Genomic DNA, 22,760 nt, shown 5'->3' with positions numbered 1-22,760 from the left:
ATTAGGGGGGATTTTAGTAATGCCAACTACAAAAATGTATTTATACGATCAAAAGAGAATAATTGAAGAACAAAATAAAGGGATTTTAGATGAGTGGAAAACTATATCTTTCAATAATTTTCACGATAGCATTTTAGATCAATCTAAACCATTTCCGTGTTATTTTGCAGTAGATTCTGAGAAACATGGTTGGTCTAGATATATATTTTCTGAATCGGCTTATGATGAAAATGAATTGTTCAAACTAAGAGATGGGATTTATGAATATATTAAAACATATCAACAAATTGCAAAGAGAACTACTTTAGTAATATTTTTTAAACCATCTAATAAACAATTACTGGCTGAAGAATACAAAAAACAATTTTGGAATGTATTACAATTTTTAATGAGAAATGATCCGGAGCCATGGAATGCAGAAATACCAATAGATCCTTATAACGCTAAATGGGAATTTTGTTTTGGTGGTGAACCTATATTTGTCGTTTGTAGGGCTCCAATATATTCTGAGAGAAAAAGTAGATATACAGGAACCGGCCTTGAAATTACGTTACAACCTCGAGGTACTCTAGATGATATTACAGGTGATACAAAACAAGGGAAACAAGTACGGAAAGTGATTAGAAAACGTTTGTTAGCATATGATGATATTCCAATGCATCCAGATATAGGGGATTACGGAATAAAAGAAACCTTTGAATGGAAACAATATATGTTACCAGAAACAAATGAAGAAAGTGTAATGAGATGTCCTATTACGGGGTTGAAGAAAAATGATTAGCATGATATTCAGTTATATATTATTAGGGATTTCATTGTCTGCACCAGTCGGTCCGATTAATGTTGCTCAAATAAATAAAGGAATAAAAAATGGTTTTTTGAGTGCATGGTTAGTAGGAGTTGGAGCAATGTCAGCAGATGTTGTAATGATGTTTTTAATTTACTTTGGTATTTCGACTTATTTAACAACTCCAGTTGCCCAGCTCTGCATTTGGATTTTTGGTTTTGTAACGATGATTTATTTAGGCTATGAAAGCATGAAAGAAGCTACTAAACAAGTTCAATATATTTCATCAGGTGAAAAAGAACATCCTTTAAAATCTTTTCTATCGGGGTTTGCTATCGCAATTTCTAATCCATTAAATATTATTTTTTGGATAGGGATATACGGATCAGTTCTAACTAGTGCTATGAATACTATTGGAAAAGAACAAGCTTTATGGTATAGTGCAGCCATTTTTGCTGGGATTATGCTTTGGGATATATTTATGGCTACATCTATTCATTTTGGTAGAAGATTTATTAATCATACAGTAATGAAATGGATTTCTATAGTAGCAGGAATTGTTTTAATTATGTTTGGAATATATTTTGGCTATGAGGCAGTAAGAGGGGTTGATAGACTATTATGAAATGATTGATAATTAGAGTCGATAGTTATTTTTTAGAACTTTATTCATAGCGAACCTTTTGGTTTTTGAATTTGTTAATTGATAAGTATAGGTTAATTCCTTATAGTAAAAGACTTATAGAATCATTCTATAAGTCTTTTTATTGCTGTATAGAAAAATATATAGGCACATTCTCTTCTCACAAAGAGAAATAAAATTCTTAACAAGAACGATAAAATAAATATATAAGCAGTAAAGCAAATTTCAATAAAAGTAGCTTGTTTGCATTTGAAAAATCTAGAATGTTTTTAATTGCTATGAATTACTTTCACAACTTTTGTGGGCACTCCTGCAACGACAATGTTTGCAGGTGCATCCTTTGTAACAACTGCCCCTGTAGCAATAACTGAATTGTTTCCAAGTGTCACACCAGGAAGTATGGTTGCACTAGACCCGATCCATACATTTTCACCAATTGTAACAGGGGAGGCGTATGTCGTGTTTCTTGTTTCTAAAGTTAGCCCGTGATTAAGTGTGGCAATTGTAGCATTCATACCGATTATACAATTGTCTCCTATTTGAATCCCATCTCTATCTTGAAAAGAACATCCATTGTTAAAAAATACGTTTTTGCCCTTACAAAATATTCATTATTCTTTCAAAGGTTCCAGTAAAACAACTTCACAGAAATGTTCATGTTCAAATGAGGAAGAAGTGAACAATAAAACGATTTATATTCCGAAAATTGTAATTTTTATGATTGTTAAATATAATAGTGATATATATTGAGTGGACTTAAATAGAAAATAGTTTAGTTAATTAATTATTTTTCGTCTTAACTAATATGGCATTGGAGTGAAATACATTGGGACAAAATCAGTTCAGATGGAGTAACGAGCAATTACGAGAACATGTTGAAATAATAGACGGTACAAGAAGTCCTCATAAATTATTAAAGAACGCAACATACTTAAATTCCTATATACGTGAATGGATGGAAGCAAATATTTGGATCTATGATGACAGAATTATATATGTAGGAGAAAAACTACCAGAGCAACTACATGAATGTGAAGTTATTGATTGTGATGGAAAGTATGTCGTTCCTAGTTACATAGAACCGCATGCACATCCATATCAATTATATAATCCAGAGACGTTAGCGAATCATGCGATGCAATTTGGGACAACAACTTTTATTAATGATAATTTAACTCTATTTTTCACATTAAAGCGTGAGGAATCATTTCATTTATTAGATAAATTTAAAAAGCTTCCAGCTAGTATGTATTGGTGGTGCCGTTTTGATGGACAAACTGAATTGCAAAATGGGCAATCTTTATTTAATAGTGAAGAAATAATAGAATGGCTACAGCATGAAGCAGTTCTTCAAGGAGGGGAGCTAACAGCATGGCCAAAATTATTACATGGCGATGATGAAATGCTAACTTGGGTGCAGGAAACAAAGCGATTACAGAAAAAAGTAGAAGGACATTTCCCAGGAGCATCTGAAGCAACGTTAGTAAAATTAAAACTGTTAGGTACAGACTGTGATCATGAAGCAATGACGGGGCAAGAAGTGTTAACTCGTCTTATGCAAGGTTACACTGTTTCTCTTCGAAACTCTTCCATCCGACCAGATTTAGAAGTTTTATTAAAAGAACTACTGGAATTAGGTGTGAAGCAATTTGATAGATTCTTTTTCACAACAGATGGTTCTCATCCGTCCTTTTATGAAAACGGAATGACGAATGTAATGATTACTACTGCTATAAAGCAAGGTGTTCCAGTAATAGATGCATATCATATGGCAAGTTATAATATTGCTCGTTATTATAATATGGAGCATATACATGGTTCGATTGGGACAGGGAGAATTGCAAATATCAATATTTTAGAAAGTAAAGAAAACCCAGTACCAGCGAGCGTTATTGCAAAGGGGAAATGGGTGAAGCGTGACGGTGTAAATACGCATGAAGCATTACATATAGACTGGGGTAAATGTAAAGTAACTCCATTATCATTAGATTGGTCCATAGAAAAAGAGGATATGATTTTCTCTAATAAAACGGGTATACACTTATTAAATAACGTTATTACAAAACCATATACTAGTAAAATCAACATAGAATGTAATGAATTGTCCACAGATCATGATGAATGTTTCCTTATGATGATTGCTCGTGATGGCAGTTGGCGAGTGAATACAGTTGTGAAAGGTTTTGCGAAAGAACTAGGTGGGCTTGCTAGCTCTTATTCTGGTACAGGTGACATCATTCTTATCGGAAAAAGAAAAGAAGATATGCTTATAGCTTTTCATAGAGTAAAAGAGCTTGGCGGGGGAATGGTAATAGCTGAGAAGAATGAAGTATTACATGAAATCGCATTACCATTGCTCGGAATTATGTCTAATTTAAAAATGAGTGAATTAATACAGGAAGAGAAACAGATGGTGAAATTACTACAAGAGCGTGGCTACGCGTATGATGATCCAGCATTTACAATTTTATTCTTTTCTGCGACGCACTTGCCTTTTATACGGGTAACGCCTATAGGGCTATATGATGTGAAAAGTGGAAAGGTAGTTGCTTCGCCGGTGAATTTGATAAAGTAATATTAGAAAGAACTCCTCCGCTACAGTAGTTATGTAAAGTGGGGGAGTTTTATATTTTAGATGTATTGTTATAAATAGGGTTACATATAAATAATCTCAAAAATAACCTTAAACGAGAACAAATAGATAAATTAGGAAAATATATTTTTAAAACATACTTGACGCATAGGAATTAATGGATTAATATGTGGATATTACTTATTTTACCACTCATTATTTTAATGCTAAAACAAATTGAATAGCTGATTGGATAACCAAAGGCACGTATACATTTCATAATTTTGAAATGTGTTCGTGCCTTTTTGTATTATTCATAGAGCAAGGAGCGGAGGAGATATGAATAAAACGATGCCAACATTAATCGAAGAAACAGATTGGTTGTTTCGTAAAATGGTCCGTAAGTTTGTAAAGGAACGTGACAAAATTAAGATTGAAGGTATTATGTTGCCGGGCATCTTAATATTAAACAAAATTATTCGAGATGGTGAGCAGCGTCTAACTGATTTAGCAGAAGAACTGGATTTTACATCAGGAGCGATTACGGCATTATGCGATAAGTTAGAAGAAAGAGGCTTGGCTATTCGGAAACGTCATCAGGAAGATAGACGAATCACTTTACTTGATATTACTGAAGATGGCCTGAAATTTATAAAGCGAAATAATAAAATAAGAACAAGTTTTATGTCTGTTTTATTCGATGGATTTTCAACAGAAGAATTACAAGTGCAGACCGAAGTTTTTAAACGCTTAGCCCATAATTTAGAACACCTTTCGGATACAATTATGAAACTAAGCAATGAGAATACAGAGGAATAACAAAGAATACTATTACTCTAGTTATTTGGGTCTGAAAATTCAAACTGTTAAAAGGTGACTTATTAATAATATGAATAGGAGTGGAAAGAATGGGACATCCAACAATTTATCCAACAGGGGCAACAGTATATAATCCCGGGAAAGCTTGGAGTGGTTATACAATTTATCAAGCTGCAGATCATGGTGCGTTATTAATTGATATGAATGGAAAGGAAGTACACTTATGGAAAGGACTGCGTGGATTTCCAAATAAGTTATTACCAGGCGGATATGTTTTTGGTCATACAGCACAAAGAGATCCTGAGTACGGTTTTCAAGATGAAGTAGATTTAGTTCAAGTAGATTGGGAAGGAAACATAGTCTGGAGATTTAACCGTCTGGAACACATTGAAGACCCAGGCCATGATCCGCAGTGGATGGCTAGAGCTCATCATGATTATCAGCGTGAGGGAAATCCCGTGGGTTACTATGCACCAGAATTAGAACCGAAAACAGATGGTGGAAATACGTTAATTTTAGCACACAAAAATGTACATAATCCGAATATATCCGATAAGCCGTTATTAGATGATGTCATTATTGAGGTAGATTGGGAAGGGAATATTATATGGGAGTGGGCTGTCAGTGATCATTTTGAAGAACTTGGATTTGATGAAAGTGCTAAAAATGTACTATTCTGTAATCCTAATATTAGATCCTTTGGTGGTAATTCGGATGGAGATTGGATGCATATAAATTCTATGTCTACAATTGGTCCGAATAAGTTTTATGACCAAGGAGATGAACGTTTTCATCCTGAAAATATTATTTGGGATGCTAGGGAGTCAAATATAATTGCCATTATTGACAAGAAGACAGGAAATATAGTTTGGAAACTCGGTCCTGATTATTCTAGCCCAGATGTTAAGCATTTAGGATGGATCATTGGACAACATCATGCACATATCATTCCGAAAGGATTGCCTGGAGAAGGGAATTTACTTGTATTTGATAATGGTGGTTGGGCAGGATACGGTCTTCCAAACCCTGCATCTCCATACGGTTCCAAAAATGCTGTTCGTGATCACTCGAGGATTCTAGAAATTAATCCAGTAACTTTAGAAATTGAGTGGCAATATACGCCAACTGAAGCTGGATATCAAGCTCCTTTAGATTCGTATCGATTTTACAGTCCATATATTAGTTCTGCCCAAAGGCTACCAAACGGAAATACATTGATTACAGAAGGAGCAGATGGTCGGATTTTTGAAGTTACTCGTGAGCATGAGCTTGTATGGGAATATATTTCACCTTATAAAAATAACAGAAACTCCAATATGGTTTACCGTGCGTATCGTGTACCGTATGAGTGGGTACCTCAACTAGAAAAACCAGAGGAGAAAGAAATTACTCCTCTTGATATAGCAGCATTTAGAGTCCCGAATGCTGCAGAAGCTGGTACGGAATCTGTTGTGACAGTCGAAGGAACAATATCTTACGGCACCGGAGATTTCTGTGTAGCGACATTGGAAGAAATAAATAAAATACGAGATTAACGTTAGTAATTTAAAGTGTGGGGAGAGTCATTTCCCCCACTTATTAAAATGAACTTGATAGGTTTGTTATATGACAAAACGTTTCCATTTCTTTATTTGTAATAATTTAACGTAATATTTCGGTTAAACAAATCTTACTTCAAGCTTGAACAAATTGTTATGGAGGAATGATAAATGGTGAAACTAAAGCCTTTATTTTTAAGTTTATCAATGGTTACTAGTTTAGCTGTAGCAGGATGCTCAAACTTTTCAAAAGAAAGTGCGGGAACGACAAAAAGTAATGGGAAAGAAACGGCCGCGGTGAAAATGGCTATAGATACAGCTGCTGGCGGATCTTTTCAGTTTAGAGCTGCCGAGAAACAAGGCTATTTTGAGAAAAATAGTATTAAAGCTCAACTATCGAATTTTGCTTATGGAATTGATACAGTTAATGCGGTATTAACGGAACAAGCTGATACAGGTCTTGCTGCTGATTATGCGCTTTTAAATTCGTTAGGAAAAGGAGATATGGTCGTAATTTCAACACTTACGCGAGGAAATGAAAAATCATCAAAAGACAATGAGCTTCTAGTTAGAGAGGGGATTAAAACAGAAAATGATTTAAAAGGTAAAAAGTTAGGCGTATCTAAAGGGACTGTAACGGAGTATGTTTGGGCGAAATATTTGGCAGCGAAACATATTAATGAAAAGGATATTACCTTCGTTCCATATAGTACACCAGACGAAGCTATTGTAGGAATGAAAAATGGTGATATAGATGCTGTTTGGAGTTCTGGTGCATTAAAGGATAAATTTAAAAATATAAAAGGTGTAACAAAATTAGGTGATTTAGAAAGTGCAGGCGTTACAATTGACAGCTATTTACTAGCAAAAAGATCATTCGTCGAGAAGAATCCAAAAGCTGTTGAAAACACACTTAAGGCTTTATCTGAAGGTATTAAATATGTAGATAACAATAAAAAAGAAACCGCTAAGCTTGCTTTTGAGCAATTGAAACTACCAGAGAAAGATGCGTTAAAAGATATTGAAAGACAAAACTATGTTCTTGGATTTACAGAGGAGGACGCAAAACATTTAGAAGATATGAAAGTATGGTTAGAAGAGAAAGGGAAACTGAAAGATAAATATGAATTGAAAGATAAAATTAATCTTGAAGCACTTAAAAAAGCTTTCCCTGAATCTGTTACTTATAAATAGAATAGGAGTGAAGTATGGTGAGTACAGTAAGTGAAAAAGAAGTATTGAAATCTCCTGTGGCCATTTCTATTTCTGGGTTATCTAAATCATTTAATAACGAACAATTTGTTTTAGAAGATGTAAATTTAACAATTGGGAATGGTGAATTTTTTATATTACTTGGCCCAAGCGGATGTGGAAAATCTACGTTATTAAGTATGGTTGCTGGATTTGTTGAAAAGACATCAGGGAAACTAATAGTCAATAATGAAGAGGTAATTAAGCCTGATAGAAATCGTGGCGTCGTATTTCAACAAGCAGACGCAGCGCTTTTTCCGTGGCTAACAATTAAAGAAAATATTGAATTTGGTTTAAAAATGAAAAAAATGATAAAGCAGACCCGAAATGATATATCCTCTCACTATATAAAACTTGTTGGACTAGATGGGCATGAAGGAAAATATCCAAGAGAACTTTCTGGAGGAATGAAACAAAGAGTTCAATTAGCACGTGTGTTAGCCAATGACTCGCAATTTTTATTAATGGATGAACCATTTGGAGCACTCGATGCAATGACTAGAAGAACAATGCAAATAGAGTTAATTCGAATTTGGAAAGAAACAAACAAAACGATTATTTTTGTCACTCATGATATTCAAGAAGCTCTATTACTTGGGCAAAGAATAGGGGTAATGTCTAAAGGACCTTCTTCAAAAATTGAAAAGATTTACGATATTCCACTACCGTATCCGAGAACATTTACAGATAAAGAATTTAATTACTATTATCAAATGATTCAATCACACTTTGATTGAAAGGAGGTCCAAATATGAGCGTGTTGAAAGATGAGATTGCAAGAAAAGAGACTATTTATGAAACAAATAATTTCAAGATTGGTTTACAAAAGAAGCTATTACAAAGTGGAATTATCGCTTGGATACTTATCCTTACGATATGGAGTGTTGTAGCGAATTTTTCTGATCCGCAATTTTTGCCAAGTCCGATAGCAGTTTTGTATGGAGCAATTGAACTGAGTCAAAATGGTTCCTTATTTATATATATAGGAGTTAGTTTTTTAAGAGTAATAGCTGGATGGATTTTAGGGAATCTTGTAGCCATTCCGGTAGGATTATTAATTGGCCGAATCCCATGGTTAAGAGCGCTATTTGATCCAGTTATCAATTTTATTCGCTTTATTCCACCTCTTGCCTTTATAACATTATTTATGCTTTGGTTTGGTATTGGAGAGCAATCTAAAATTTTTCTCATTATGTATGCAACTTTCTTTATTGTGACGATTAACACAATTACCGGTGTGCAAGCTGTTGAAGAAGATAAAATTCGCTCAGCGAGAAGTATGGGAGCATCAGAATGGCAAATTATGTTCCATGTCATCATACCAGCAGCACTTCCTTATATTTATACGGGGGCAAAGCTTGCAATGGGATCCTCATTTATGGCCATTGTTGGAGCTGAAATGGTTGCAGCTAATGAAGGAATTGGTTATATGATTTGGAATGCAAGGTTATATTTCAAAACAGATTGGATTTTTGTCGGTCTTGTTATTCTTGGATTGATGGGCTTCTTGATGGATCGGATATTTAATAAATTCGGAAGTGTAGTTCTGAAAAGATATAATGTGGTGAAAAAATAAAAAAGAGCCATTTAGCTGACTAAAAAAGGTTAGATAAATGGCTCTTTTTTATGAAAAAAGTCGATGCGTTCTTACTTCTTATTATTTTTCTATCTTGGTTTCAATCCTCTTCACCAAATCAGCTGACACGTTATGAAAATACTCTAACACTATCTTTCTAATATCATCAGATATAACTTTCAAATCACCAGCTAAGTTTTCTGCAAGATGTTCTTTTTCTATCGGTTTTAACTTCGTATAAAATTCACCAGCCTGCGTAAAGTCATCTTGTTTCGTTATTGAAGTTCTTTCAAGTTCACCTTCAATGTATCTTCCGTCACCGCTCGTTATTTGATTAGCAGGTGTCCAATTTTGCTGTTGGTTAATCGTTAATTTCCGAAATTCGGGACCAATTCTTCTTCTTTGAGAATCACTATAAATGTTAGCTCGCCCTTGCAACATTTTATCATCTGATAATTCAGCACCGTCAAGTAAATTAGAAGGGGAGAAAACGACTTTTTCTACTTGTTCCATATAATTTTCAGGGTTTTTATTTAATACCATTTTGCCGACTGGTATAAGAGGATACGCTTTTTCATCCCATATTTTTGTATCATCTAAAGGGTCGTAAGAAAGATGCGCTTCATCTTTCGGGTCCATGAGCTGGACATATAAACCATATTCCACTGGTTTACCGTTTGCAATTGCATCATATAAATCTTTGCCGCTATAATCAGGGTTTTCGGCAGCCAGTTTATTTGCTTCCTCGCTAGTAATGAATTGTACACCTTCAAATGGGTACCAATGATACTTTACATACTTTCGATTGCCTTCTGCATTTCTCCAAACATATGTATTTACACTATGTCCTGGGATGTGGCGAAGGCTTTTGGCCGTACCATTATCAGAGTACAAACGGACAACGAAATGTATGGATTCAGGTGCTCTAGCGACAAAGCTCCAAAATCTATTAGAGTCTAATAAGTTATTTTTAGGTGAAGGTGACAACGCTTGAATGGTTTCAGGGAAACGCATCGGATCGCGTACAGAAAAGACAGGAATGTGATTACATAATAGATCGAAAATACCTTCTTTAGTATAAAATTTTGTAGAAAAACCGCGTACATTTCTAGAAGTATCAGGTGTTCCTTTCGTGCTAACAGCTAATGAAAATCGCACCATAACGGGAACTTTCTCATTAGCATTTTGTAGGAAATTTAGTTTAGTATGTTCGGGCATTGGATAGATTGTTTGAAAATAACCGAACGCACCAAATCCTTTTACATGAACAGGTCTTTCTAAAATTTTTTCGTGAATAAATTGTTGTAACGCCTCGTGAAGCACACTATCTTGCTCTAGAACAGGTCCACGTGAACCAACTGTTTGAGAGTGAAGGATTGCTTGTTCATTACGTTCTCCATTTTCATTAAAGTCTTTCCTTAGTAAAGATTGCCTCTGTTTATCATAGTGTTCATTCATCAATATAGCCTCCAAATCTTTTTCGTCCATTGTTACTAAATATGATTTTATAGCCTTGATTATGTATAACACGCTAAGTTCAAACTAGTTACAGACCGCTAGATGAGAAAAACGCGTATGTAGTGGACCTGTTGAAATAGAAGAAATTATGGAAAAATGAATATCGGGAAGAACATTACTATTAAAATTTCAATCTTAAAAATGAATTTATACATGACTTTATAGAAAATGAACATAAATAAAACAGGGAAAATAACTAGGAGGAATGTAACATGTCGGATTGGTTTCAATTAGATAAAGAGTATATGATGTCAACGTACTGTCGTACAAAGCTTGCGATAGAAAGAGGAGCAGGGTGTAAACTGTATGATGTGGATGGTAAAGAGTATATAGACTTATTTTCTGGTGTCGGAGTAAATGTATTAGGATACAATCACCCGAAAATCGTACAAACAACAATGGATCAAGTTACGAAGTCGTTGCATTTACCGTTTCATTTTTTAAATCCAGTTGCGATTGAATATGCAAAGAAATTAGTTGATTGCTCTTTAAAAAACGGAAAGGTCTTTTTTACAAACTCTGGTACGGAAGCGACAGAAACGACGTTGAAATTAATTGATAAATATAGAGCTATTATGCATGAAGAACGTGAAGGAATTGTAGTGTTGAAGAATAGTTTCCACGGGCGTACGTTGGGGGCACTTCATTTTACGAGACAAGAAAGTGTATATCAAAATTTCCCGAAAACATCGATCCCAGTATATGAAGTTGAGCGCGAGAATATAGAGCAATTAGAAGAGACAATAATTCATGAAAATCCAATTGCAATTATGTTAGAACCTGTATTAGGAAGTGGGGGGATTTATCCATTATCGGGTGAATATTTACATGGTGTTCAAAACTTATGTGAGAAATATAATGTACTACTTATCGTTGATGAAGTTCAAAGTGGTATGGGAAGAACAGGAAAACTATTTGCTTATCAAAATTTCAATATTACACCACATATTATTCAAATTGGTAAAGGAGCAGGAGGCGGGATACCACTTGGCGGAATTATTGTAGGTGAAAGGTTATGTGATGTATTTGCACCAGGAGATCACGGCACAACATTTGCTCATTCATCAATGGGAACGGCTTTAGGTTTAACTGTATTAAATACATTACTTGACGATGGTTTAATGCAAGAAGCATATGAAACGTCACTATATTTGAATGACAAACTGCAAGACATTCAGAAAGAAAATTCTTATTATATTCAGGAAGTGCGTCATGCGGGGATGATGTTTGGGATAAGTGTGAATGACACGAATGAAAATGTGAAGAAATTACAGATTGAGTTAATGAGTAAAGGAATGTTGGTCGATGTAACACAAGGGAATATTATTCGATTACTTCCGCCGTATATTATTACGAAAGAAGAAATTGACGCATTCATTTATGAGTTTATTTCCTGTATTCATAACATAGCTGCTACAGCAAGTATTTAAAAAAATATAAAAAAATATAAAAAGCTGAAGAAGTCGCTATTTTAGCGGCTTCTTCAGCTTTTTAAAATAGTAAATTACTTAACCTAGAGAGCATCTCATTGGACAAATAATTAATTATGTGAAACAATAATAACAGATAAGGAGACGTTAATTTTCCTTAAGTGCTTCGAATTAATTTTATTCAATAAGAGAAGGTGTGCTTAAAGAAGTTAAATTAAATAAGGAGCTGTTTTATTATATGCAACAAAATAATGATTTGAATTTTGAACCTCAAGACGTTAATATTGTTAATCCTAAACAAGCCAGGAAAGCAGTAGTTGCTACTGGTATAGGGAACGCAATGGAGTGGTTTGACTTCGGATTATACGCGTATTTAGCGGTAATTTTAAGTCAATTATTCTTCTCAGGTGTTGATAATAGTGGATTGCAACTTGTACTTACATTCGGTACATTTGCAGCGGCCTTCCTCGTTCGACCAATCGGAGGTGTATTCTTTGGTAGAATAGGAGATAAGTACGGCCGAAAAATCGTGTTAAGTACTACTATTATTTTAATGGCACTTTCTACATTATTCATCGCATTACTACCAACCTATGAACAAATTGGTGTATGGGCACCAATACTACTTTTAGTTGCCCGAATGATTCAAGGCTTCTCTACAGGCGGCGAATATTCAGGAGCAATGGTTTATATCGCAGAATCTTCTCCAGATAAAAAGCGTGGTATACTCGGTAGTGGTCTTGAAATTGGAACACTCTCAGGTTACATTGCTGCATCGGTAATTGTTACCATTTTGACGTTATTGTTAACAGATGAACAAATGCTCAGCTGGGGCTGGCGTATTCCTTTCTTAATAGCTGCACCAATTGGTTTGGTCGGTTTATACTTACGCCGTCATTTAGATGAATCTCCCATCTTTGAAGAGATGGAAAAAGCACAAGAGGAATCTGAAGACAATGAACAATTTTCATTTATGGATATTATGAAATATCACAAAAAAGACTTCTTATTAAGCACAGTAATTGTCGCCTTCTTTAATATTACAAATTATATGATTCTTTCGTATATTCCTTCTTATCTAACTCAAGTACTTAAAGTCGAAGAAACAACAGGCTTACTAATTATTTCTATTACGATGGCACTTATGATTCCACTAGCACTATATTTCGGTAAATTAAGTGATAAAATTGGTAATAAACGCGTCGTGCAAATTGGTTTACTTGGTTTAACTGTATTTGCAATTCCAGCATTTTTACTAATAGGTAACGGGCATATTGCAGCTATATTTGCAGGTATTTTCGTATTAGGTTTCTTCCTAAGTGTATATGAAGGAACATTACCTTCATTATTACCATCACTCTTTTTCACTGATGTACGTTATCGAGCACTTTCAATCTCATTTAATATTTCTGTATCGATATTTGGTGGTACAACACCACTTGTATGTTCATACTTAGTTCATGCAACTGGTAACCCGCTTGCACCGGCATTTTATTTAACAGGTGTAAGTATTATTGGATTAGTTGTATTTAGTGTACTATTCGTTACAACATCAGGACGTGCGCTAAAAGGTTCATATCCTACAGTAGAATCGAAAAAAGAAGCACACCAAATTGCTAAAGAAGATCCTGAAGAAACACTTTGGTGGCATGAAGAGTCATTAGAGATTGAAGCAGGGAAAAACGCCTCAATTTAAAAAGTAAGGTAGAAGTATAAAAAGACTCCTATGAAAATAGGAGTCTTTTTGTTGTATTATTTTTTCCTTTTCTTTAAATCCTTCTGATACATGTAAAGCTTATGAATTTCATCCTTAAATTCCTGCAAAAGTACGATGTTTTCCTCATTTGAATAACGCACTGTATTATAAGCATTACTAATAATATGACTCTGAATATTTACATCTTCTTCACTATTTATTCTATCTAACCATGCCTCAATAGTTTCTCCTCGATTTCTATTTAAAGGGGGAGTTAACTTACTTTCAAGCTTAAAAATCTCTTTTCGAATTTCGTTATGTGGCGGTTTGTTTCGTTTCAAACGTTTTTGGCTCATTCCTTCTTTATCAGTGATGATAGTAGATTCAAAGACAGGTATATTTGGTAAACTGAATTGTTTTCGTTTTTTTATTATTTTCCAAACGACATAAATAGCAATGAGTGTACAAACTAATATGGTAATGCTATTTATAAGAGTTGGATCAAAAGAACGTGGCTCCAAATCATCCTTAATTGTAGGGTCTTTTAGATTTCCTTTATTCGACCAAAAATCATCTGTTTCTTTTAACACGGCTGCTGAAAATAATGGATTGATAGCGTATCCGAACCCTAATGCAACTGCTTCTATGATAAATGAAAAAACAAGCCGAATGAAAGGAAACACTTGAATAAGTACTATACTCATTACACCAATCGTAATAATAGAAGCGAAACGTAATAACTGTTGATTACGATTTGCTCCAGTTAACCAAAATGTAATCATAATGTGTATAACTAATAGTAATAGTTTCCCGAGTGGTGGAAAGGGAGCATAAAATATAGCCGAAACACCAAACCAAACAATACCACCTAACGATTTTTGAACTGGGTATCCTGGTCCAACTACATGTACGATAAAGAAGAAAAGCGGTAACATAATTGTGCCAAATAGAGAGAACGGGAGAAAGATAGAACAACCGATTATTTGAGTCATTAACAGTATGACAAATCCAGTCGTTTTTTTCTTCGTGAATGTATGGATTAGAAATACACCAATATAGCTTAGTGCTAAAAATATAGCAATAGCAACAAGTTCGTCCCTTTCTGTTAATAACGAAAGGAGGAGCAGCAGAATAAAGTCATTAACGTGATAGAGCCAAGTTTTCAAGCTTTTCCACCATCCCTTCGTTATTTATGAGAAACGTAGGTTGCGATAGAAGAGAGAGGTCATTCTTCTGCAAGCCAATGTAAATCATTGTAGACAATCGTTCTCCTTTTCTATTTGTATAATGGAGAAATCCTTGTTTCGGAATTAGTGTGCTATCGTCTGAAATACGTGCCAATTCCTCTAAAGCTTTTGCGTAATGTGTTTGTCCTTCATTTAATGGTAAGTGCAGAGGGCCACCTTCAGCTAATACACTAATAAATAATTCAAACGGTATTTGATGCTTCGTAGCATATTGACAAATGTATGTTGCAAATGAAATAAGGTCTTCTATATTATCTTTCCAACCAAACCCGCGATCAGCAGCTAATGAAAGACAAATTGTCCAACTATAATTTTTAACAGGCTCATATTGCTTTGCTTGTAATTCCTGCATTTTGGCAGATGCTTTCCAATGAATGGAACGGAAAGACTCACGTTCGTACCGTTTCACACCGATAATAGATGTTTCATCATTGTAAAAAGAAAAATTCGTTCGATAAGATCCATTTAAAAGTTGCTGAAGTTCTTGCAAATCTGCTACTTCTTTAGGTGATGGATACACAATAATTTCAGTTCTTAATTTATCAAATACAGGTAAATGTACAGATAATAAATGAAAAGGATCTTTCAAAACACATTCGAACTGTTCAATTTGAAACACGCCACGCTTCGTTGCAGTTAATGATAAATCCCATTTTTGCGCTGAATGAGCAGGTTGTGAAAATGGGAAAGAGAATAGTGTTTTTGATATTTGTTCAATTCCTTGATCTTTATTCGGTAGTAGGGACGGGTCTAAATGAAAATAACAAACACCGTTAACGAGTGGTATGTTTGCTCCGTTTTTTAAATGAATAAAAAATTGTCCAGATTCATTAGGAAATAAACGAGTTGTTTGTTTCTCGTTTAGCACTTGAAACTGTTTTTCTATATATGCGACATATTTATAAATGAAAATCGCAAATAAATAGTAGAAGAAAAAGAAAAACATAATGATTCGTTGCGGCATAAAAAATGTAAATAGTATCGCGCCTGGAACAGATAGTTGAATAATATGAAGTTGAAAAAATAAAGGTACAGTTACAACGCGCTGTCCATTCATGTTTGCTCAATCTCCACTGGTACGTCAACCTCTTTTAAAATCTTTTGCATCATTTCATTTTTTGTCGTACGTAATGCGCCTTCCATTGATAAGATGATACGGTGATTCCAAACAGAAGGAACTAACAATTGTATATCTTCTGGTGTGCAATATTCTCTCCCGCGTAAAAAGGCTAGCGCTTGAACTGCACGTACTAAAGCAAGTGTGGCACGCGGACTTACACCGTTAGCGATATAATCATGATTTCTTGTAGCATGAGCAAGTTTAATAATGTAATGTTCTAACGGTTCTGATACGAAAATCTCTTTTACTTGTTTCTGTGCCTCTAAAATATCATCTAAAGTAATAACAGATGTGACACTTTCTAGTGGTGCATCGTTACGAAAACGTCGCATCATTTGTAGTTCATCTTCAGAATTCGGATAACCTATAGAAATTGTCATTAAAAAGCGATCAAGCTGTGCATCTGGAAGAGGGAACGTTCCTTGTGATTCAATTGGATTTTGCGTCGCAATAACAAAGAACGGTTTTGGAAGAGGAGTTGACTGCTTTTCAAGCGTCACTTGTCGTTCTTCCATCGCTTCTAATAAACTAGACTGTGTTCTCGGCATTGCACGGTTAATTTCATCTGCCAGTAGAATGTTTGCCACGACTGGTCCGAGTCTTAACTCGAATTCGCTCGTTTTCGGATTGAAATATTCAATACCTGTCACATCACTCGGAAGTACATCCGGTGTAAATTGAACGCGAGAAAAATTACCACCAATACTTTTTGAAAGTGTTTTCGCAAGTAACGTTTTCCCGGTACCAGGTACATCCTCAAGAAGCACATGTCCGTCAGCAAGCAAGGAAACAATTAATAGATCTATAACATTTTCTTTACCTACAAAAACTGATCCTATATTTTCCTTCAATTTATTTATCATATATATCATTCCTTTCAAAATATAAACGGATATTTCTATATTTTAACAAATTATTCAGAAAATTTATATGATTTTTCAATTCAAAGAAATAAATATTCAATTATTAAATTATACTCTTGCATATTTTGGAGTGTGAATATATAATATCGGTATACGATGTATCGCAAGTCGATATATCATGAGGCGATGTATCGGAGGTGGTTATAATGAATACGAAAGCGAGAAAATATATTCCGTTAACTGAGGCGACATATTACATACTGTTATCACTAGTGAAACCAATGCACGGTTATGGAATTATGCAAATGGTAGAAGAGATGACAAATGGAGAAGTAAAGCTCGGTCCTGGAACTTTATACGGGAATACGACGAAGTTATTAAAAGAGAAATTAATTGTTGAAGTTGCCTCAACAGATAGAAAGAAGTGCTATGAGTTAACGCCACTTGGTAAAGAAGTGTTAGAGCTAGAGTATAACAGGTTGCAGAGATCTGTAAGGAATGGGAATAGTATATTAGGGGAGTGAATGGAAGATGGAGACAAAAAGGGTATTCAAGTTTTTTACGGCATGGAATTTAGAAAAAGAAGAAGCTTTTTTACGAAAGATGCATCAGCAAGGTTGGGCATTACAAAAATATAATTTAATGTATACGTTTCAGAAAACGGAGCCAAAAGATGTAATATACAAAGCTGATTTTAGATTGGTTTATAGAGATTCGAAAGAACAACAACAAGAATATTTCGAAATATACGAAATGTCAGGTTGGAAACGCGTAACAAGTTTCACAAGATGGAATTATTTTTGTAAAGAAGTAGAAGAAGTAAATGAATTGCCTGATATTTACTCAGAAAAGGAGACGAGGATACAAAAACTAAATGAATTATTGTTATTCCTTGTTATTATATCAGCAAGTTTATTACCATCAATGTATAATCTGTTTTTAAGCCCGATGGAATCAAGAGTGCCAATGTGGGCGAAAGTTATGACCGGTCTTACAGGTGGTATGTGGATGTACTTCTTTATAAGACTTTCTTGGAAAATCAAGAAATTAAAAAGTGAAATATTATAATAAAAAGTGGAGTTGAAAAGAAGTTGATTTTGTAAAGAGGTAATTAATATGGGAATCAACTTCTTTTGTTTCTATATAATCGTATTTTTGCTCACTCTTTTTTATATAATAAAAATCTATATGAAGGCATAAAATTAACAATATCAAAGCCGCAATTTATCCTGAAAATAATAAATGAAGAAAAAAGATTCATATTGAGGATCAAAAAATAAAAGATGACTAAAAAGATGTGGGGTGTAACTTATAATAAGGAAGAAACACGTTTTTTATTAAAGTATAAAACGAAAAAATCCCTTATAGAAAAATCTATTTCTACAAGGGATAATCATGTTTTTATTAGAAAGACTGATTTTGAGCAGGTTTAATAAATTGTTCAGGATTTTCAACAAGCCCACATACAGCGCATTGGACTCTGTAAGTAGGTCCTTGATAGGCCATATGAAAAGCATTCATCGTTTCATTTGTATATTCTTCTTCTACTTGACCAGTTTGTGGATTTAATTTGACTGGTTTTACTTGTTGCTCAAGAATATTAAAGCGAGTACGGTTCGTTTTACAACTTGGACATAGCATTGGTTCCATATGTATACACCTCCATTTGTAGCATTTCTTAAACTCATTAATTTTATGCAAGCGAAAAAACTTTCTCAATATAAATAGGTGTTTAATGTATTTAAAATTCAGAAAAAATAAAATATAATAAGAGTACGAACTGGTTATGTCCAAACCAAATCTCCTGTTTTATGCCAATAAGCTGGGAGGCCGAGAAATCGGCCTCATTTTTTTGTGCTCGTTACTATAGGAAACAAGGTTTTTATGAGACTTTTGTCGAAATTTTAGGGATGGATATAAAGGGGGGATGTAAAATGAATTTGAAAATGAAGTACATCATTTTATATGTAGAAAAGTTTGAGGAATGTTTAAAATTCTATAAAGATATTTTACAGTTACCTATAAAATCAGAGCACGGTACATATATTGAATTTAATACGGGATCTACAATATTAGCAATGAATACGCGGCAAGATGTGAAAGAATTAACAGGATTACCACTTACAGAAGGCGAGTTACAATCTTCTCATTTTGAATTAGGATTCGTTGTCAAAAATGTACAAGAAACGATTGAGCAACTTAGAGAACAAGGTATTAAGGTTTTAGTTGAACCAATTGTAAAGCCGTGGGGGCAAACCATTGCATATATTGCTGATCCAGATGGAAATTATATTGAAATTTGCAGTTCATTAGAATAGAAGGAGAAAAAGAGATGGGATTTCCGAAACTAGAAACAGAACGTTTACAATTAAGAGAACTAACACTGTTAGATGCAGAAACGATGTTCCATTATTTTTCAAAAGAATCTGTAATACGTTATTTCGGAATGGATTCTTTCGAAAATATTGAGCAAGCGAAAACAACGATTCAAACGTTTAAAAATCGTTATGAAGAGGGAAGTGTATTTCGCTGGGGAATAGAGAAAAAGGGGACGGGCCAATTAATCGGAACGTGCGGTTTTCATTTAATTAACCATCATCATAAGCGAGCTGAAATTGGTTATGAATTAGACGATACATATTGGGGACAAGGATACGCCTCGGAAGCGTTACAGGCGATTTTAGCTTACGGGTTTGAAACGTTGCAACTTATAAGAATTGCTGCTGTTGTATATGTAGAGAATAAAGCTTCTCAAAAATTATTAAGTAAAGCAGGATTTCAAGAAGAAGGATTACTTCGAAAACATATGATTCAAAATGGAGTTGCGCATGATACGATTTTATATTCTTTATTAAAAGAAGAGTGGAAGAAATAATGAGTACGAGTGAATTGATAAATGTTATGAAGAAGCATAAAGAAAATAGGTTCATTTTAGGTATAGATGGTTTAAGTCGTTCAGGAAAAACAACATTTGTTGCAAATTTAAAGGAAAATATGAAACAGGAAAGCATTCCGTTTCATATTTTTCATATTGATGATCATATAGTGGAGCGTAATAAACGCTATGATACCGGATTTGAAGAATGGTATGAGTATTATTATTTGCAATGGGATATTGAGTGGCTTCGGCAAAAGTTTTTTCAAAAGTTACAAAATGAAACGAGACTGAAATTACCGTTCTATAATGATGAGGTAGACTCATGTGAAATGAAGAAAGTACAGATTCCCATAGTAGGCGTAATTGTAATTGAAGGTGTTTTTCTACAGCGAAAAGAATGGAGAGATTTCTTTCATTATATGGTGTACTTGGATTGTCCAAGAGAGACAAGATTTCTACGCGAGAGTAAGAAAACACAGAAAAACCTTTCAAAGTTTGAGAATAGGTATTGGAAAGCAGAGGATTATTACTTAGAAACGGAATTGCCGAAGGATTGGGCGGATTTAGTTATAAATTGATTTGAAGAAAACCTCAACTTTTTGTTTGAAAAGTTGAGGTTTCTCTATGTAATAGCAGATTAATTATTTCAATTAATGAGAAGGAGAATATTATTATAATTTGAATTATATATTTATAGATAAATCTATAGATGAAAAGATTCCAATAAAGCGAGTGATTACATGAGTATTTTCATTTTAGAAGACGATGTTATACAAGCACAGCAAATGAAGCGGTTAGTTGAAGAGATTTGTGAGAAATATATGTTGCCTTTTGATTTTATTGAGGTGACTAGTAAAAGTGAAAATATTATTACTAATATTCCGAAGGCGAAGTATGTTCCAATCTATTTTTTAGATATAGAGATTAAAAGGGAAGAGCGTAAAGGGTTACAAGTAGCACAAGAGATACGAAAGTATGATACGCAAGGAATTATTGTGTTTGTAACGACGCATTCTGAATTTGCACCTATTTCATATCAATACATGGTATCAGCTTTAACTTTTATTGATAAAGGGTTGCCATACGAGGAGAGATATAAAGTTTTTGAACAATGTTTACTTCAATATGAAGCAAGAAATAAGCATATTATTCCGTCGGATGACTTTATCGTTGCAAATAGTAATGCCACTGTGCGGGTTCCTTTTCATGAAGTTGAATATGTTATGACTGATGAACCGCACCGGTTAGCATTAGTGACGTTAGATCGAATCGTTTATTTTTATGGAGCATTAAAGGAGATAGAAATAATAGATGAACGTTTATTTCGTTGCCATCAGTCATATATCGTGAATACGAAGCAAATGTCTTCTTACGATGCGAAACAAAAAATGATAGTTTTAAAAAGCGGGAAACGCATTCCAATGTCACGGCGTTTAGTGAGTAAAGTACGTAACATGTTAAAGGGTGAGATGTAATGTATATTTATGATTTATTTGCAATACTGCTTACTAGTATGTGTCATACGTTTTTATATATACAATTAATCCGATACAACAGATTGTCAGTTAGAATGTTAATAGCTTTAAGTACGGTATTCATTATTTTACTTGCTATTGTCGTAACAGTAACGAGATATCCAGAATTGAATAGTACGATTGTGTTATTTTTAATAAGTTTAGGATTAATGCAAAATGAATTGAAATTTAAGCATAATTTATATTTTGCACTGGTGAGTATGGTGATTATAACGTTAGTGAAAATGTTGCTATTAGATTTAGGGATGAAAATCTTTATGTTAACGCCATTCAATTTATATTTATGGACAGGTAGTATTATTCATCTTATCGTATCAATCCTTACTTTTATCGGTATTTTAGTAGCGCGAAAAAGAATTCAAAAAATCGCTCAATATATAGTAAGTAGTCCGTTATACTATGTAACTTATATATTATTAATGATCGGGTTTATTATTGAATTAATTTTAACTCAGCCGTCAACTGAGTTTTTAGCAAAAATAAATCAACAATACAGTGAAGTAAGTTATAATTCAGCGATTATTATTTTTTTATTATTACTAATCATCGTACTAATAAGCTCACATTTATCGAAAGAAAAGTTACGAGAAGAGCATGAAAAACGTTTAGATAAAGAGTTATTAGATTATGTGGAAAAATTAGAGGATATGCATGATGAGCTTGCTAGTTTTCGTCATGATTATATGAATGTATTACTATCGTTAGAAGAAGGAATACGTACAAAAAATGTGAAAGAAATTGAGCAAGTGTACTACGATGTTATTGCTCCCACATTAAAAACAATAAATGATCATGAACTTGATATCGCAAAATTATCTCGCATACAAATTCCTGAAGTAAGAAGCGTATTAAGAGCAAAAGTTAGCACTGCTCAGCAGCAACAAATAAAAGTAATGCTTGATATACCAGAGAACATTGAAAGTGTTTCGATGACGATTATTTCATTTATTCGTATCATTTCAGTTTTAGTAGATAATGCAATTGAGGAAGCAGTATGTAGTGAGGAAAAGATATTACAAATCGCATTCTTTGAAATGGATTCACGACAATATTTTATCGTGCGTAATAGTTCAAAGGGTGAAGCGATTGATTTACAAAAAATTTATGAGAAAAACCATTCAAGTAAAGAAGGTGCTAGAGGGTACGGGCTATTTTCGTTAAAACGAATCATAAATAAAACAAATAATGCGACGTTAGAAACAACTTATGTAAGTCCTTATTTCACACAAACATTTATATTAAATGAGATGAAATGACCATCTATGATGAAAAGGAAACCGAATAAGA

23 protein-coding genes are annotated in these 22,760 nt (G+C 33.9%); 17 read left to right on the top strand and 6 right to left on the bottom strand.

The genetic code is table 11. The annotated features are described in order from the left end of the window. The first annotated feature begins 19 nt into the window (after window positions 1–19). On the top strand, window positions 20–781 hold the full coding sequence (locus PQF83_RS09110) for a YqcI/YcgG family protein (RefSeq protein WP_001143350.1): 762 nt from the start codon (window positions 20–22) through the stop codon (window positions 779–781). After that, window positions 774–1,412 (top strand): LysE family translocator, encoded by a 639-nt coding sequence (locus PQF83_RS09105; RefSeq protein WP_000624906.1) that lies wholly within the window; start codon window positions 774–776, stop codon window positions 1,410–1,412. The genes PQF83_RS09110 and PQF83_RS09105 overlap by 8 nt, the downstream gene beginning before the upstream one ends. Before the next feature lie 287 nt (window positions 1,413–1,699). Here the strand turns inward: PQF83_RS09105 and PQF83_RS09100 are convergent, their stop codons facing one another. Then, window positions 1,700–2,038: a DapH/DapD/GlmU-related protein gene (locus PQF83_RS09100; RefSeq protein ID WP_113732942.1), complete on the bottom strand. Its 339-nt coding sequence runs from the start codon at window positions 2,036–2,038 to the stop codon at window positions 1,700–1,702. 218 nt (window positions 2,039–2,256) lie between these two features. Between PQF83_RS09100 and PQF83_RS09095 the strand changes: the two genes are divergently transcribed. The 6 genes from PQF83_RS09095 to PQF83_RS09070 all read left to right on the top strand — a co-directional run bounded on the left by PQF83_RS09095 (window position 2,257) and on the right by PQF83_RS09070 (window position 9,186). Continuing rightward, the gene (locus PQF83_RS09095; protein ID WP_000531397.1) at window positions 2,257–4,005 is read left to right on the top strand and encodes an adenine deaminase C-terminal domain-containing protein; all 1,749 of its coding nucleotides are present in this window, start codon (window positions 2,257–2,259) and stop codon (window positions 4,003–4,005) included. Between the two features lie 336 nt (window positions 4,006–4,341). After that, window positions 4,342–4,821, top strand: coding sequence for a MarR family winged helix-turn-helix transcriptional regulator (locus PQF83_RS09090; RefSeq protein WP_001044428.1), 480 nt, complete (start codon window positions 4,342–4,344; stop codon window positions 4,819–4,821). Window positions 4,822–4,910: 89 nt separating this feature from the next. Beyond that, window positions 4,911–6,356: an aryl-sulfate sulfotransferase gene (locus tag PQF83_RS09085; protein ID WP_046199287.1), complete on the top strand. Its 1,446-nt coding sequence runs from the start codon at window positions 4,911–4,913 to the stop codon at window positions 6,354–6,356. A 174-nt stretch (window positions 6,357–6,530) separates the two neighbouring features. Then, complete coding sequence (locus PQF83_RS09080; RefSeq protein WP_000239838.1) at window positions 6,531–7,553, top strand: ABC transporter substrate-binding protein; 1,023 nt, start codon at window positions 6,531–6,533, stop codon at window positions 7,551–7,553. Between the two features lie 14 nt (window positions 7,554–7,567). After that, a complete protein-coding gene (locus PQF83_RS09075) occupies window positions 7,568–8,347 on the top strand; it encodes an ABC transporter ATP-binding protein (protein WP_000255350.1) in 780 nt (259 codons plus the stop codon). A gap of 14 nt (window positions 8,348–8,361) precedes the next feature. Continuing rightward, entirely contained in the window at window positions 8,362–9,186 is an 825-nt protein-coding gene (locus tag PQF83_RS09070) for an ABC transporter permease (RefSeq protein WP_000114664.1), read from the top strand. A gap of 81 nt (window positions 9,187–9,267) precedes the next feature. Here the strand turns inward: PQF83_RS09070 and PQF83_RS09065 are convergent, their stop codons facing one another. Beyond that, window positions 9,268–10,644, bottom strand: a complete 1,377-nt coding sequence (locus PQF83_RS09065) for a catalase (protein WP_001002151.1) — start codon at window positions 10,642–10,644, stop codon at window positions 9,268–9,270. Window positions 10,645–10,916: 272 nt separating this feature from the next. On the opposite strand from PQF83_RS09065, the gene PQF83_RS09060 reads away from it, so the two are divergent. Beyond that, complete coding sequence (locus tag PQF83_RS09060; protein WP_001286491.1) at window positions 10,917–12,134, top strand: aspartate aminotransferase family protein; 1,218 nt, start codon at window positions 10,917–10,919, stop codon at window positions 12,132–12,134. Between the two features lie 238 nt (window positions 12,135–12,372). Further along, window positions 12,373–13,830, top strand: a complete 1,458-nt coding sequence (locus PQF83_RS09055) for an MFS transporter (RefSeq protein WP_001186942.1) — start codon at window positions 12,373–12,375, stop codon at window positions 13,828–13,830. Window positions 13,831–13,886: 56 nt separating this feature from the next. Here PQF83_RS09055 and PQF83_RS09050 read toward each other — a convergent pair whose 3' ends face one another. Genes PQF83_RS09050 through PQF83_RS09040 form a run of 3 tightly spaced genes read right to left on the bottom strand, consistent with a single transcriptional unit; the run spans window position 13,887 to window position 17,060 of the window. Next, window positions 13,887–14,996: a DUF4018 domain-containing protein gene (locus PQF83_RS09050; RefSeq protein WP_000860526.1), complete on the bottom strand. Its 1,110-nt coding sequence runs from the start codon at window positions 14,994–14,996 to the stop codon at window positions 13,887–13,889. Continuing rightward, window positions 14,971–16,134 carry a DUF58 domain-containing protein gene (locus PQF83_RS09045; RefSeq protein WP_001014371.1) on the bottom strand — a complete coding sequence of 388 codons (1,164 nt, stop codon included), beginning with the start codon at window positions 16,132–16,134 and terminating at the stop codon, window positions 14,971–14,973. The genes PQF83_RS09050 and PQF83_RS09045 overlap by 26 nt, the downstream gene beginning before the upstream one ends. Continuing rightward, on the bottom strand, window positions 16,131–17,060 hold the full coding sequence (locus PQF83_RS09040) for an AAA family ATPase (RefSeq protein WP_000608772.1): 930 nt from the start codon (window positions 17,058–17,060) through the stop codon (window positions 16,131–16,133). The genes PQF83_RS09045 and PQF83_RS09040 overlap by 4 nt, the downstream gene beginning before the upstream one ends. A gap of 206 nt (window positions 17,061–17,266) precedes the next feature. Between PQF83_RS09040 and PQF83_RS09035 the strand changes: the two genes are divergently transcribed. Continuing rightward, window positions 17,267–17,584 (top strand): PadR family transcriptional regulator, encoded by a 318-nt coding sequence (locus PQF83_RS09035; protein WP_001092642.1) that lies wholly within the window; start codon window positions 17,267–17,269, stop codon window positions 17,582–17,584. A gap of 7 nt (window positions 17,585–17,591) precedes the next feature. Further along, a complete protein-coding gene (locus tag PQF83_RS09030) occupies window positions 17,592–18,128 on the top strand; it encodes a DUF2812 domain-containing protein (protein WP_000448685.1) in 537 nt (178 codons plus the stop codon). A gap of 336 nt (window positions 18,129–18,464) precedes the next feature. On the opposite strand, the gene PQF83_RS09025 is transcribed toward PQF83_RS09030, so the two are convergent. Beyond that, complete coding sequence (locus PQF83_RS09025; RefSeq protein ID WP_000433609.1) at window positions 18,465–18,710, bottom strand: hypothetical protein; 246 nt, start codon at window positions 18,708–18,710, stop codon at window positions 18,465–18,467. A 284-nt stretch (window positions 18,711–18,994) separates the two neighbouring features. Between PQF83_RS09025 and PQF83_RS09020 the strand changes: the two genes are divergently transcribed. The 5 genes from PQF83_RS09020 (at window position 18,995) to PQF83_RS09000 (ending at window position 22,729) form a co-directional block, all read left to right on the top strand. Beyond that, complete coding sequence (locus PQF83_RS09020) at window positions 18,995–19,378, top strand: VOC family protein (protein ID WP_001049851.1); 384 nt, start codon at window positions 18,995–18,997, stop codon at window positions 19,376–19,378. Between the two features lie 14 nt (window positions 19,379–19,392). Beyond that, window positions 19,393–19,935 (top strand): GNAT family N-acetyltransferase, encoded by a 543-nt coding sequence (locus PQF83_RS09015; protein WP_000506659.1) that lies wholly within the window; start codon window positions 19,393–19,395, stop codon window positions 19,933–19,935. Continuing rightward, window positions 19,935–20,516 carry a kinase gene (locus PQF83_RS09010; RefSeq protein ID WP_000107742.1) on the top strand — a complete coding sequence of 194 codons (582 nt, stop codon included), beginning with the start codon at window positions 19,935–19,937 and terminating at the stop codon, window positions 20,514–20,516. The genes PQF83_RS09015 and PQF83_RS09010 overlap by 1 nt, the downstream gene beginning before the upstream one ends. 162 nt (window positions 20,517–20,678) lie before the next feature. Beyond that, window positions 20,679–21,413, top strand: a complete 735-nt coding sequence (locus PQF83_RS09005; RefSeq protein WP_000021629.1) for a response regulator transcription factor — start codon at window positions 20,679–20,681, stop codon at window positions 21,411–21,413. After that, window positions 21,413–22,729 (top strand): GHKL domain-containing protein, encoded by a 1,317-nt coding sequence (locus PQF83_RS09000; RefSeq protein WP_000276085.1) that lies wholly within the window; start codon window positions 21,413–21,415, stop codon window positions 22,727–22,729. Before PQF83_RS09005 ends, PQF83_RS09000 begins: the two co-directional genes overlap by 1 nt. Window positions 22,730–22,760 lie beyond the last annotated feature (31 nt).

The sequence above is a fragment of the Bacillus sp. FF-1 genome, from assembly GCF_028548245.1.
Lineage (GTDB): Bacteria > Bacillota > Bacilli > Bacillales > Bacillaceae_G > Bacillus_A > Bacillus_A paranthracis.
The sequence above is the reverse complement of the archived record's forward strand: the minus strand, read 5'-3'. Positions and strand labels throughout refer to the sequence as shown.